Origin of the sequence: Caulobacter sp. BK020 (assembly GCF_004342605.1) — a bacterium.
In the GTDB taxonomy this organism is placed as follows: Bacteria; Pseudomonadota; Alphaproteobacteria; order Caulobacterales; family Caulobacteraceae; genus Caulobacter.
Map to the genome: position 1 here is coordinate 174545 of NZ_SLZL01000005.1, position 12431 is coordinate 186975.

Sequence of the window (12431 nt, forward strand, 5' to 3'; positions counted from 1 at the left end):
CTCCCCCACAGGGGGAAGAGCGCGAAGGCTCCGCCCCCATTGGGGGCGGACAGACCGCGGAGCGGTCAGGTGGGGGCAAGTCGGCTCCCGCCCTTCACGCTTTCTACCTCGGCAGCACCAGGCCCGGATCGACCGGACGCGCCTTGTCCTTCGGGGTCGGGGCATAGCGGACCTCGAAGTGCAGCTGCGGTTCGGTGACGCCGCCGGTCTGGCCGACCGCGCCGAGGGTGGCGCCCTGGGCGACCTGCTGGCGCATCTTGACCTCGGTCGACGACAGGTGGGCGTAGGCCGTCACCCAGCCGTCGGCGTGCTTGACCAGCACCAGGTTGCCGAAGCCGGGCACCTGGTTGCCAGCATAGACCACCTCGCCCGCCGCGGCGGCGTGGACTGGCGTGCCGGCCGGGGCGCGGATATTGACGCCGTCGTTGCGCTGGCCCGTGCCCTTGGGGCCGAAGTCGGAGATCGTCTCGCCTTGCAGCGGCCACACGAAGCGGCCGCGGCCGGCGGCGGTGATCTCGGCCTCGGTCGGCGGCGGGGTGCTGCCGATGATCTGGCCCGCGGACGGCGGCGGCGTCACCGGCTGGGCCGAGACTGGACCACTGGGCGTGCGCGGATAGCTGGTGCTCGGCGACGGCGTATAGGGACGCGGCGACGACGGCAGCGACGCCGGCGGCGTGGTGGCGGCCGGCGGGGCGTAGCTGGGAGCCGGGGGGATCGGCCGCGGGGTCGTGGGACGCGGCGCCGGCGGGGCGGTCGTCACCGTGGTCTTCAGCGGGCCCTTGTCGCGATAGCCCGACGGCAGGCGCAGCTTCTGGCCCTTCTTGATGGCCGCCGAGCTGCGCAGGTTGTTCTCCGCCGCCAGGGCGGCCGGCTTGACGTTGAAGCGCTTGGCGACATTGGCCAGGGTGTCGCCGGTCTGGACCACATAGGCCTTGGCCGTGGTTTCCGGGCCCTTCAGCTTCTGGCCGGGCTTGATGCGATACGGGGCCTCAAGGTCGTTGTCCTTGGCCAGGTCGGCGCGGGTGGTGTCCAGCTCGCGGGCGATCGAGTCGATCGCGTCGCCCCGCTTGACGATGTAGGTGCGGCGCGGGCCGGCGACCTCGACCACGGGACCGGTGACGCTGACCGTGGTGGTGGTGACCGGACGGCCCGCGGGGGCCTCCTCCTCCTCGACGTCGCGGGACGGAGCCGGCGCGGTCGCGTGGCTGGACGGCGAGCCGATCGGCGGCAGGCCGCTGGACGACGACGGCGCGCTGCTCGCCGGCCCCTGGGCGACCGGCTGCATCACGGTGGTGCGGCTGGGCCCCTTGTCCTTGTAGCCGTCCGGCAGGCGCAGCTTCTGGCCCTTGCGGATCGCCGAGCCGGCGCTCAGATCGTTCTCCTCGGCCAGGGCCGCGGCCGAGACCGAAAAGCGCTTGGCGATGGCGAACATCGTATCGCCGGTCTGGACGACATAGGCCTTGGCGTCCTGGGTCTCGGGGCCCTGCAGCACCAGGCCCGGATGGATCCGGTACGGGGCCTTCAGGTCGTTGTCCTTGGCCAGCTGGGCGCGGGTGGTGCCCAGGGTGCGGGCGATGGCGTCGATATTGTCGCCCGACTTGACCTTGTAGCTCTTGGGCGGGCCGGCGATCGTCACCACGGGACCGCCGACGGTGGTGACCACCACGGGGCGCGCGGCCGGGGCCGGGGCCGGACGGGTTTCAGCGGCGGGAGGGGGCGGCGGAGGCGGCGGCGGCTGGATGACCGTGGCCGGGGCCAGGGGCTGGCTGGAAACGCCCACATTGCCGGCCGGGGCGGAGAAGGTGGGCTGCGGCTCGTCGGGCGGGGTCGTGGGGCCTTCGGGCTGCTGGTTGGCCGGCGGGGCCTGGACGATCGGGAAGTTCGGGGTCGGAGCCTGGCTCCGGGTGGGATATTGCGCGCCGCCCGTGCTCTCGCAGGCCGCGAGCGTTCCAGCCGTCAGGGCGATCACCGCCGCGCGCGTCCACAACTGCCTCATAGCCTCTCCTCTACCTTGCATGGGCTCCAGTCGCCGCCGCAAGGGTAAACCAACCATTAAACATCTCGCGTCGTCCCGAGAACCCTGTGCAAGCGCCCACAGGGAAATCCCGGCGACGCCGGCCCGCTATTCGCGGGCGACGCCGTCCAGGATCGGGACGAAACGCACGTCGCACAGGACTTCGACCGTGAAGCCCCCCTTCCCGTCGCCGGCATAGCGGCGAAGGCTCTGCACCGGGCCCTTGCCCACCGGCGCGACGAGCACGCCCTGGGGCTTGAGCTGCGAAAGCAGAGTTTCCGGCTCATCCTGCGCCGCCGCCGTGACCAGAATGCGGTCAAACGGCGCCTGTTTGGGCCAGCCCTCCCATCCATCGCCGAATTTCGTGATGACGTTCGTCAGGCCCAGCACGGCGAAGCGCGCCTCGGCCTCCTTCATCAGGGTCCGGTAGCGCTCGATCGTATAGACCAGGCGCGAGACCCGGCTGAGGACGGCGGTCTGGTAGCCCGAGCCGGTGCCGATCTCCAGCACCCGGCAGCGCGGCTCCAGGGTCAGGGCCTGGGTCATCAGCCCGACGATGAACGGCTGGCTGATCGTCTGGCCGCAGGCGATCGGCAGGGCCGAATCCTCCCACGACCGTTCCTTGAACAGGTCCGGCGTGAACAGGTCGCGCGGCGTCTTCTCGATGGCGTTCAGCACCGCCGGATCGGTGACGCCCTGGGCCCGCAGCGCCTTCATCAGCGCCTGCAGCCGGGCCTCGGGCGTGTCGGCCTTGACCTGGGCCATCACGAAGCCGCCTCCAGCTTGGAGTCCGATTTGGGGGGCGCGCCGCCGAGCAGGCCCTTCAGGGCCGCCACCGTCGGGTTGTGGGTCAGGTCGATGTGCAGCGGCGTGACCGAGATCCTGCCTTCATGGACGGCCTTCAGATCCGTGCCCTCCGCCGGCTTGGACGGCTTGAGGACGAAGCCGGTCCAGTAATAGTCGCGACCGCGCAGGTCGGTCCGCTTTTCCATGCTCCGCATGTGCGAGTCGCGGAAGCCCTGGCGGGTGACTTCCACCTCGGTGACCGCTTCAGGGGCAAGGGCCGGGAAGTTGACGTTGATGACCACGTCCTTGGGCCAGCCGATCTCCAGCAGGCGGCGGACGATGCCCGGGCCGAAATGCTCGGCCGTCTCCCAGTGGGCCACCACCTCGTCGTGGAAATAGGTCATGGCCTGGGACAGGGCGATCGAGGGGATCCCCAGGGCCATGCCCTCGATGGCGCCGGCCACCGTGCCCGACAGGGTGACGTCCTCGGCCAGGTTCTGGCCGCGGTTGACGCCCGACAGCACCAGGTCCGGCGCGGGGCCGTCGATCAGCTGTTGTACGGCCATGGCCACGCAGTCGGTCGGCGTGCCCTCGACGGCGAAGCGGCGGTCGTCGATCCGGCGCACCCGGATCGGGTCCGACAGGGTCAGGGCCCGGCCGGCGCCGGACTGCTCGTACTCCGGCGCGACGATCCAGATGTCGTCCGACAGGGCCCGTGCGATGCGCTCCAGGCTTTGCAGGCCCTCGGCATGGATGCCGTCGTCGTTGGTCAGGAGGATGCGCATCAGCGTGCCAGCCCCCTTCGGCCCTTCGGGCCACCTCCCCCAGAGGGGGAGGAGCTACATCGTGCGGCTGCTCCCCCTTTGGGGGAGCTGTCGGCGAAGCCGACTGAGGGGGTCATGCCTCCCCCCCGATATGAGTCACGCCGCCCATGTACGGGACCAGGACCTCCGGCACGGTGATCCGGCCGGTCTCGTCCTGGTAGTTCTCGAGCACCGCCACCAGGGTGCGGCCGACGGCCAGGCCCGAACCGTTCAAGGTGTGGACGTAGTGCGTGCCCTTCTCGCCGGCCTTCTTGAAGCGGGCGTCCATGCGGCGGGCCTGGAAGTCGCCGCAGTTGGAGCACGAGCTGATCTCGCGATAGGTGTTCTGCGACGGCAGCCAGACCTCCAGGTCGTAGGTCTTGCGCGCCCCGAAGCCCATGTCGCCGGTGCACAGCAGCATGGTGCGGAACGGCAGCTCCAGGGCCTTCAGTACGGCCTCGGCGCACTGGACCATGCGCTCGTGCTCGGCCTCGGACTGGTCGGGCGTGGTGATCGAGACCAGCTCGACCTTGTAGAACTGGTGCTGGCGGATCATGCCGCGGGTGTCGCGGCCGCTCGCGCCAGCTTCCGAGCGGAAGCTGGGAGTCAGGGCAGTCATGCGTAAGGGCAGCTCGGCCTCGTCGGTGATCTGCTCGCGGACGATATTGGTCAGGGAGACTTCGGCGGTGGGGATGAGCCAGTGGTCGACCGTGGTCTTGAACAGGTCCTCGGCGAACTTCGGCAACTGGCCCGTCCCGAAGAGCGCCTCGTCCTTGACAAGCAGCGGCGGGCTCACCTCGGTGTAGCCGTTCTGCACGGTTTGAAGATCCAGCATGAACTGGCCTAGGGCCCGTTCCAGCCGCGCGATCTGGCCCTTCAGCACCACGAACCGCGCGCCGCTCATGCGGGCGGCGGCCTCGAAGTCCATGCCGCCCAGGGCCGCGCCCAGGTCGACGTGGTCCTTGGGACTGTTCAGTCGGCCGGCCGGCAGCTTGGACGGGTCGCCCCAGCGGCGGACTTCGACGTTCTCGGCCTCGTCCTCGCCCTTGGGCACCTCGGGTGCCGGAATATTGGGTAGTTCCGCCAATAGTTCGTTGAGTCTAATCTGATCCGTGACGGCTACATGGCGATGTCCGTCGATCAATCGGCCGAGTTCCGATGCCTCGGCCATCAGGCGAGCAAACTCCGCCTCGTCCTTACGCCCCTTAGCTTGGCCGGCACGCTTGGAAAGATCGTTGCGTTCAGACTGGGCGTTTTGAAGCTCCGTCAGCGTCTTCCGCAGGATGGCATCAAGCTCAATCGCCTCGGCGGCCGCGCCCGACCGGCCCTTGGCCGACCAGGCGGCTTCGAAGGCTTCGGGATTGTCGCGGATGGCCTTGATGTCGTGCATCGGAACGCTCGGCGGAGATGTCGTTAAGAAGCGACCTCTCTAAGGCGCGTCGGCGGGGGCGCCAACACCCTTCCCTCTCCCCTTGCGGGAGAGCGTGGCCCGCGCAGCGGATCGGGTGAGGGGTCGCGCGGCGTTTCAGGTTGCGAGGCCAGGTGTTCGCCACCGTGCAACCCCTCATCCGGCGCTATGCGCCACCTTTTCCCGCAAGGGGAGAAGGAAGAGATTTCAGACCGCCACCACGTCCTTGGTCTGCTCGGCCTCGTCCTTGGCCTTGCGGCGCTCGATCAGCCACACGCACCAGATCGAGATCTCGTAGAGCAGGCACATCGGGATCGCCAGGGTCATCTGGCTGATCGGGTCGGGCGGGGTCAGGATGGCCGCGGCGATGAACACCCCGACGATGGCGTAGCGGCGGCCGTCGCGCAGCAGCTTGCTGGAGACGATGCCGGCCATGCCCAGCAGCGACACCACCACCGGCAGCTGGAAGCACAGGCCGAAGGCCAGCAGCAGGGTGGTTACCAGGGTCAGGTAGTCGCTGACCTTGGGCAGCAGCTGGATCGAGATGCCGGCCGTGGTGATCTGCTGGCTCAGCGAGAACCACAGCACGAACGGCAGCATCACGTAATAGACCAGGGCGGCGCCCAGGATGAACATCACCGGCGAGGCGATCAGGAACGGCAGGAAGGCGTGGCGCTCGTTCTTGTAGAGGCCCGGGGCCACGAAGCGGTACAGCTGCCAGGCCAGCACCGGGAAGGTCAGGACCACGGCCCCGAACCCGGCCAGCTTCAGCTTGGTGAAGAAGAACTCCAGGGCGGCGGTGTAGACCAGGCCCAGCACGTGGGTGTCGGTGGTCGGGATGTCCTTCAGGCCCAGCAGGGCCAGCAGCAGATCGAACGGGCCGTGCTTGCCGCCCGAGGCGTGCTGGGCCGCCAGCAGCTTCTGGGCCACGGTGAACGGGTTGACCAGGAACAGGAAGATCTGGTCGGCGAAGGCGAAGCAGACGCCGAAGCCGACGAACAGGGCGACCACGCAGATGATCAGCCGCATGCGCAGCTCGATCAGGTGGTCCATCAGCGGCGCGCGCGAGGCTTCGATCTCGTCTTCCGGATCGTGTCCGATGGCGTTGCTCACGAGACGATGTCCGATTTGGTCGAGGCCTTGGCCGCACGCTTGCGAGCCGGCTTGGCGGGAACCGACAGGTCGTCCTTGGCTGCCTTGGCCGCCCTGGGCTTGGAGACGATCTCGGCCGTGCTAGCGGCGGCCGTCTTGGCCGGCGACTTGCGCTTGGGCTTGGGCTCGGAGACGATCTCGACGCTGGGCGCGGGCGCTTCCAGGGTCGTGGCGGGCTGGTAGGCGTCGTGCGGCGAGACCTTGACCGCACCGCTGTTGAGGCTGGCGTCGATGTCGGCGAACACCTGGTCGACGTGGCTGGCGTCGCTGGCCTGGGCCGCGGCGTCGCGCATCGGGGCGGTGTACTGCCCCTCGCGCATGGCCTGGACCTCGCGGCGCAGCTCGTCCAGCTCCGACTGGCGGGCCATCTCGTCGAAGCTGGCGCGGAACTCGTTGGCCATGCCGCGGATCTTGGCGACGAACTGGCCGAGCTTGCGCAGCAGCACGGGCAGGTCCTTGGGCCCCACCACGATCAAGGCGACCGCGGCGATGACCAGAAGTTCCGTTCCGCCGATATCAGGAAGCATGGACGCGCCTTAGAGCGAGCCGGCGACCGGCGCGCGAAGTGAAACGATAGCCGCGCCCGCCCTTCCCTTCGTGGAAGCGCGGCGCGACGAATCCCCTACGACTTGCGCAGGTCTTCCTTCTCGGCCTCGGTGCGCGGCAGGGCGCCCGTGGACTTGTTGGCCGCCACGTCGTCGGACGGATCATCCTTCAGGCCGTCCTTGAACGCTTTGATGCCCTTGGCCGCGTCGCCCATGATGCCGGACAGCTTGCCGCGCCCGCCAAACAGCAGGGCCACGACCGCGATCACGATCACCCAGTGGATCCAGCTCATGCTACCCATGACGACGATGCTCCTTGCGACAGCGGCCCATTAGCCGCTGTGGCGTGTCGTTACAATATCTCTGACAATATAGGCCGTCGCGAGGCGGGGGGCAAAGCGGGGCCGCACGATAAGCAGGCGCCTGCGACGATGTGTAAAGCCCCTACCCTCGCTCCAGGTCCCCCAGGAAATCCTGAGCGAATTCCGGAGCCTCGTCGCCGTCCTCCAGCGGATCCTCGTCCTCGCCGGGCCGCAGGCCCATAGGGTCGGGGACGGTGAAGCCCGGCGGCAGGTCCAGGGCCAGCAGGCCGGCGGCCCGCATCTCGGCGATTCCCGGCAGGTCGCCGAGAGTCGCCAGGCCGTAATGCTCGAGGAAGGCGTCGGTGGTGCCGAAGGTCACCGGCCGGCCGGGCGTGCGGCGGCGGCCGCGCATCTTGACCAGGCCCAGCTCCAGCAGCACGTCCAGCGTGCCCCGGCTGGCCTGCACCCCGCGCACGGCCTCGATCTCGGCCCGGGTGACGGGCTGGTGGTAGGCGATGATCGCCAGGGTCTCCTGGGCGGCCTTGGACAGCCGGCGCGGCTCCTCGCGCTCCTCGGTCATCAGGAAGGCCAGGTCCTGGGCGGTCTGGAACCGCCAGCGGCCCGCCACCTGGACCAGCTCGATGCCGCGCCCGGCGTAGCGCGCGTACAGGTCCGCCAGGCCGGCGCCGACGTCGGCCCCCTCGGGCAGGCGCTTGGCCAGGTCCTCGACGCTCAGCGGCTCGGCCGCCGCGAACAGCAGGGCCTCGATGCAGCGTTGGGTGAAGAGCGGGTCGAGGGTCATGGCGCGAAGGCCCCCTCCGGCTCTTCGGGCCACCTCCCCCGGAGGGGGAGGATCGCGTTACGGAGCTGCTCCCCCTCTGGGGGAGCTGTCGGCGAAGCCGACTGAGGGGGCCTTCTCACGTCACTGGCTCCAGCGGCTCGGCCCTTGTCCGCAGATAGATGTCCGAGAAATGCTCCATCTGCCTGGCCTCCAGGATTCCCTCCTTCACCAGCTCCAGGCTGGCCGACAGGGTCGAGGCCAGGTAGCTGGCGGGGCTGGGGCCGTCGGGGTCCTCCTCCCAGCGCTCGACCGGGGCGACGCCCGACAGGGTGGTCCAGTCCTTCATCTCCGGCAGCAGCTCGCGCAGGCGGTCGCGGGCGTCCTCCAGCGGATAGGCCTGGGGCGGGCGCGGGGCGTAGTGGCGGCCGTGCTCGCGCTTGCGCTGGGTGATGTAGGCGGTCATCAGGGCGTAGAGGTCGCCCTCGAAGCGCGTGGAGGAGACGATCTTCACCGCCTCCGGATCGCCGCGCATGAAGACGTCGCGCTTGAGGATCGGCCGCTCCTTCAGCGCCTCGACGGCCTTGCGCATCACGTCCAGCTTGGCCAGGCGGAAGGCCAGCTGGGCCGCCATCTCCTCGGCCGGCGGCTCCTCGGCCTTGGGGCGCTCGGGCTTGGGCAGCAACAGACGGGACTTCAGATAGGCCAGCCACGCGGCCATCACCAGATAGTCGGCGGCCAGCGAGAAGCGCACGCGGCGGGCCTGCTGCACGAAGGCCAGGTACTGCTCGGCCAGCCTGGTGATCGACAGCTGCAGCAGGTCGACCTTCTGGCTGCGCGCCAAGGCCAGCAGCACGTGCAGCGGACCTTCGTAGCCGTCGATGTCGATGACCAGCGCCGCGCCGTCCTCGGCCGCCTCGTTGGCGGCCTCGAAGTCGAGGGTGGGCTGGAAGCCCGTGCTCACGCAAAGCGTCCGTCAAACGCCGCATCGAAGCGAGCCCGCGCCTCGGCCACGTCCAGCGGCTCGGGAACCTTGACCAGGCGGCCCATGACGGCCTGGACCCGGCGCTTAGCCTCCCGCGAAAGCTTGCCGACGCCGCTCATCACGGCCTTCATCTCGGCCATGTCGCCATTGCAGTGCAGGACCACGTCGCAGCCGGCGGCCAGGCTGTCCTTGGCGCGTTGGCGGAAGTCGCCCGACAGCGCCTTCATCGACAGGTCGTCGCTCATCAGCAGCCCGTCGAAGCCGATCGACTCGCGGATGATCTTCCGGATCGCCTTCTTCGAGGTCGTAGCCGGGCGGGACCGGTCGATGGCCGTGTAGACGACGTGGGCGGTCATCGCCATCGGCATGTCCGACAGCACGCGGAACGGGGCGAAGTCGCGGGCGTCCAGCTCGGCGAGCTTGGCCTTGACCACCGGCAGCTCCAGGTGGCTGTCGCTCATGGCGCGGCCATGGCCGGGGATGTGCTTGATGATCGGCAGCACGCCGCCGGCCAGCAGGCCCTCCGCCGCCGCGCGGCCGAGGGCGGCCACCTGCTCGGGGGTGTCGCCATAGGCGCGGTCGCCGATGATCTCGTGGCCCTGCGGATCGGGCACGTCCAGCACCGGCACGCAGTCGACATTGATCCCCAGGTCCAGCAGGTCATGGGCGATCAGGCGTGCGCCCAGGCGGGTGATCTCGCGGGCGACCAGCGGGTCGTTGGCGACCAGTTCGCCATAGGCGCGGCCGGGCGGATATTTTTTCCAGTGGGGCGCGGCCAGGCGGGCGACGCGACCGCCCTCCTGGTCGATCAGGATCGGCGCGTCGGGACGTCCCACCGTCGCGCGCAACGCCGCCGTCAGGGCCCGGACCTGATTGGGGTCGGCGATGTTGCGCTTGAACAGGATGAAGCCCCACGGCTTCACGTCCCGGAAGAACGCGGCCTCTTCCGCCGTCAGGGTGGTCCCGGCGCAGCCGAGGATGGCGGCGGAGATGCTGGCCATGCGCCCTGCCCTCTTACTTCACGAAGCAGGACTTGCCGGCGGCGCTCAGGGCGTCGCAGAAGGCCTTGGCCTCGGCGCGGCTGGCGAAGCCGGTGACGGCGGTGCGGTAGAGGGTCGTGCCGTTCTTGTCGATCGCCTCGACCCGCTTGCCCTTGCCGGCGGCCAGGCCCGGCGCGATGCGGGCGGCGTCGGACCAGGCCTTGTCGGCCAGGGCGGTCGAGGACAGGGCGCCGATCTGGACGCTGGCCGGGCCGCCGGCCGAGGCGGCGGGGGCCGGCGCGGCCGGCTTGGTGGCGGCGGGGGTCGTGGCGCGCGGCGCGACGGCGGCGGTGGCCAGGCCCTCGATGCTGGGCGCGGGCTTGCTGGCGGCCTGGGCGGACGGCTTGGCGGCGGGCGCGGCCGAAACCGGCACGCTCGGACCGGTCGGCGCCGGCTTGGCCGGCTGCAGGGTCGCGGTCTGGACCGGCGCGCTGGGCGGCGGCGGGGTCGGACGGGCCAGCGGCGCTTCCGGCTGGGCGGCGAAGGTCGGCGAGGCCTCGGGGGTCTCGCTCTTGTAGATCTGCAGGCCCGAGGCCGGGTCGGCCGGCTGGGCGGCGTCGGCCGGCGGCGGAGCCTTCACCTGAGCGACGGGCTCGCCCACCGTGCGCGGCGGCTCGTTGGGGCCGCGCACGCCGCCGCGATAGATCAGCAGCACCGCGACCACCAGGGTGGCCAGGACCACCGCGCTGAGGATCAGGGTCATGGGCAAGGGCCGCGAGCCGCGAACGGGCTGACGCGCATCGAACGAGAGCGGCGCATCGGTGGGCGGCGTATAGGCGCCGCGGTGGGGATCGGACATTCGCGTCGAGGCTCCAGACTTCCATGCGCACGGGATCGCTGACAACGAATCGGACGTGCGCCGACCTAGTTTATCGGAGCCCGGGCCTACCCAGAACCACTCGTGAACGCCGCTCCCCGGCTTTCGCGTCGGGCTAGTTCCAGACGTCCAGCTGGAACAGCTTGCGATGTTCCTCGATGGCGAAGCGGTCGGTCATGCCCGCGATGTAGTCGCAGACCACGCGGGCGCGGCCGGCCTCGTCGCGGTTCTGCGACCGGGCGAACCATTCCGACGGCAGGACGTCGGGCTCGGCCAAGAAAAGGTTGAACATCTCGGCGAGAATGCGGCGCGCCTGGCTGCGCGTGCGATTGACCCGCCAGTGGCGGTACATCCGGGCATGCAGGAACTGGCGCAGCCGGGCCAGGTCCTCGGCCATGTCCGGCGAGAAGGCGACCAGGGCGTGGTCCAGGGCGCGGACGTCCTGAGCCGACTGCACGCCGGTGGCGGCGGCGCGCTGCAGGGTCTCGCCCATCACGTCGTCGACCATCGCCCCGATCATCCGCCGCACGGCCTCCAGCCGGGTCAGGCGCGGGTCCAGGTCCGGTCGCTCGCTGCGCACGGCCGCCAGGATCGGACCGATCAGCGGCACGTCCATCAGCTCATCCAGGGTGAACAGCCCCGCCTCGACCCCGTCGTCGATGTCGTGGTTGTTGTAGGCGATGTCGTCGGCCAGGGCCGCGACCTGGGCTTCGGCCGAGGCCCAGGTGTTCAGGCCCAGCTTGTACTCGCTGTCGTACTTGGAGATCGCCTTCCACGACGGCTTGCCCAGCTTCTCGGTCACCGGGCCGTTGTGCTTGATGATCCCTTCCAGGGTCTCCCACGTCAGGTTCAGGCCGTTGAAGTCCGGATAGCGGCGCTCCAGTTCGGTGACGACGCGGAAGGTCTGGACGTTGTGATCGAAGCCGCCGTAGGCCTTCATGCACGACTGCAGCTCGTCCTCGCCGGCGTGGCCGAACGGCGGATGGCCGATGTCGTGACCCAGGGCGATGGTTTCAGCTAGATCGCTGTCCAAGCCCAAGGCGGTGGCCAGCGAACGGGCCACCTGGGCCACTTCCAGCGAATGGGTCAGGCGGGTGCGGAAGTTGTCGCCCTCATGGGCGACGAACACCTGGGTCTTTTCCTTCAGCCGCCGAAAGGCCGAGGTGTGGATGATGCGGTCGCGGTCGCGGGCGAACGGGGTGCGCGTGCGGCTCTCGTCTTCCTGGAAACGACGGCCCCGCGACGTGGCCGGATCCTCGGCATAGGGGGCGCGCTGGACGAAGAAGGGAGACGACGACATGGACGGCCTTTGCTGATCGCCCCTTTTCCTGGGACGCGCAGGCCCTCATATAGGCGAAGTATGGATTTTCCACAGCCATGACCGACACAGCCGTCACCCTTTCTTCCAGCGCCGCCCGCCGGCTCCGCACCATCTCGGCGGCCGAGGGCCATCCGGTGATGCTGCGCGTCGCCGTCGACGGCGGCGGCTGCTCGGGCTTCCAGTACCGGTTCGACCTGGTCGACAGCGCCGAGCCCGACGACCTGAAGGTGGAACGCGACGGCGCCGCCGCCCTGGTCGACGTGATCTCCTTGGCCCTGCTGAAGGGCTCGGAGATCGACTTCGTCGACGAACTGGCCGGCGCCGAGTTCCGAGTGCGCAACCCCAACGCCAAGTCCAGCTGCGGCTGCGGCGTCAGCTTCTCGATTTGAGCCGACTCAACTTTCAGCTTGCGCTACGCAGCTGCCCACAGCAAAGATTGAGAACAAACCATAAACACGGCTGAGCGCTCGATGGATTTTC

General features: G+C 69.6%; 13 protein-coding genes. 1 reads left to right on the forward strand and 12 read right to left on the reverse strand.

Annotated elements, in window-relative coordinates; translation table 11 throughout:
* Positions 1 to 103: 103 nt before the first annotated feature.
* The 12 genes from EV278_RS08225 to EV278_RS08285 form a co-directional block, all read right to left on the reverse strand.
* Entirely contained in the window at positions 104 to 1996 is a 1893-nt protein-coding gene (locus EV278_RS08225) for a LysM peptidoglycan-binding domain-containing protein (RefSeq protein WP_132089196.1), read from the reverse strand.
* A 126-nt stretch (positions 1997 to 2122) separates the two neighbouring features.
* Positions 2123 to 2779, reverse strand: coding sequence for a protein-L-isoaspartate(D-aspartate) O-methyltransferase (locus tag EV278_RS08230; RefSeq protein ID WP_132089199.1), 657 nt, complete (start codon positions 2777 to 2779; stop codon positions 2123 to 2125).
* Positions 2779 to 3585 (reverse strand): 5'/3'-nucleotidase SurE, encoded by an 807-nt coding sequence (gene surE / locus EV278_RS08235; protein WP_132089202.1) that lies wholly within the window; start codon positions 3583 to 3585, stop codon positions 2779 to 2781. Before surE ends, EV278_RS08230 begins: the two co-directional genes overlap by 1 nt.
* A 112-nt stretch (positions 3586 to 3697) precedes the next feature.
* Positions 3698 to 4993, reverse strand: coding sequence for a serine--tRNA ligase (gene serS, locus EV278_RS08240; protein WP_132089205.1), 1296 nt, complete (start codon positions 4991 to 4993; stop codon positions 3698 to 3700).
* 225 nt (positions 4994 to 5218) lie between these two features.
* The gene (gene tatC / locus EV278_RS08250) at positions 5219 to 6124 is read right to left on the reverse strand and encodes a twin-arginine translocase subunit TatC (RefSeq protein ID WP_132089208.1); all 906 of its coding nucleotides are present in this window, start codon (positions 6122 to 6124) and stop codon (positions 5219 to 5221) included.
* A complete protein-coding gene (gene tatB, locus EV278_RS08255; protein ID WP_132089211.1) occupies positions 6121 to 6690 on the reverse strand; it encodes a Sec-independent protein translocase protein TatB in 570 nt (189 codons plus the stop codon). Before tatB ends, tatC begins: the two co-directional genes overlap by 4 nt.
* A 95-nt stretch (positions 6691 to 6785) precedes the next feature.
* Positions 6786 to 7010 (reverse strand): twin-arginine translocase TatA/TatE family subunit, encoded by a 225-nt coding sequence (locus EV278_RS08260; RefSeq protein ID WP_028040730.1) that lies wholly within the window; start codon positions 7008 to 7010, stop codon positions 6786 to 6788.
* A gap of 142 nt (positions 7011 to 7152) precedes the next feature.
* Positions 7153 to 7812: an SMC-Scp complex subunit ScpB gene (gene scpB / locus EV278_RS08265; RefSeq protein WP_132089214.1), complete on the reverse strand. Its 660-nt coding sequence runs from the start codon at positions 7810 to 7812 to the stop codon at positions 7153 to 7155.
* Positions 7813 to 7927: 115 nt separating this feature from the next.
* Positions 7928 to 8752, reverse strand: coding sequence for a ScpA family protein (locus tag EV278_RS08270; RefSeq protein WP_132089217.1), 825 nt, complete (start codon positions 8750 to 8752; stop codon positions 7928 to 7930).
* A complete protein-coding gene (gene nagZ, locus EV278_RS08275) occupies positions 8749 to 9774 on the reverse strand; it encodes a beta-N-acetylhexosaminidase (protein ID WP_132089220.1) in 1026 nt (341 codons plus the stop codon). Before nagZ ends, EV278_RS08270 begins: the two co-directional genes overlap by 4 nt.
* A 13-nt stretch (positions 9775 to 9787) precedes the next feature.
* Complete coding sequence (locus EV278_RS08280) at positions 9788 to 10612, reverse strand: SPOR domain-containing protein (protein WP_132089223.1); 825 nt, start codon at positions 10610 to 10612, stop codon at positions 9788 to 9790.
* A 133-nt stretch (positions 10613 to 10745) separates the two neighbouring features.
* Entirely contained in the window at positions 10746 to 11930 is a 1185-nt protein-coding gene (locus tag EV278_RS08285; RefSeq protein ID WP_132089226.1) for a deoxyguanosinetriphosphate triphosphohydrolase, read from the reverse strand.
* 77 nt (positions 11931 to 12007) lie between these two features.
* Here EV278_RS08285 and erpA point away from each other — a divergent pair, with 77 nt between their 5' ends.
* A complete protein-coding gene (gene erpA, locus EV278_RS08290) occupies positions 12008 to 12340 on the forward strand; it encodes an iron-sulfur cluster insertion protein ErpA (RefSeq protein WP_132089229.1) in 333 nt (110 codons plus the stop codon).
* Positions 12341 to 12431 lie beyond the last annotated feature (91 nt).

Bases quoted from the DNA above. Each gene is read 5' to 3' on its own strand.
- EV278_RS08225 (WP_132089196.1), bottom strand. From the start codon at position 1,996: ATGAGGCAGTTGTGGACGCGCGCGGCGGTGATCGCCCTGACGGCTGGA.
- EV278_RS08230 (WP_132089199.1), bottom strand. From the start codon at position 2,779: ATGGCCCAGGTCAAGGCCGACACGCCCGAGGCCCGGCTGCAGGCGCTG.
- surE (WP_132089202.1), bottom strand. From the start codon at position 3,585: ATGCGCATCCTCCTGACCAACGACGACGGCATCCATGCCGAGGGCCTG.
- serS (WP_132089205.1), bottom strand. From the start codon at position 4,993: ATGCACGACATCAAGGCCATCCGCGACAATCCCGAAGCCTTCGAAGCC.
- tatB (WP_132089211.1), bottom strand. From the start codon at position 6,690: ATGCTTCCTGATATCGGCGGAACGGAACTTCTGGTCATCGCCGCGGTC.
- EV278_RS08260 (WP_028040730.1), bottom strand. From the start codon at position 7,010: ATGGGTAGCATGAGCTGGATCCACTGGGTGATCGTGATCGCGGTCGTG.
- scpB (WP_132089214.1), bottom strand. From the start codon at position 7,812: ATGACCCTCGACCCGCTCTTCACCCAACGCTGCATCGAGGCCCTGCTG.
- nagZ (WP_132089220.1), bottom strand. From the start codon at position 9,774: ATGGCCAGCATCTCCGCCGCCATCCTCGGCTGCGCCGGGACCACCCTG.
- EV278_RS08280 (WP_132089223.1), bottom strand. From the start codon at position 10,612: ATGTCCGATCCCCACCGCGGCGCCTATACGCCGCCCACCGATGCGCCG.
- EV278_RS08285 (WP_132089226.1), bottom strand. From the start codon at position 11,930: ATGTCGTCGTCTCCCTTCTTCGTCCAGCGCGCCCCCTATGCCGAGGAT.
- erpA (WP_132089229.1), top strand. From the start codon at position 12,008: ATGACCGACACAGCCGTCACCCTTTCTTCCAGCGCCGCCCGCCGGCTC.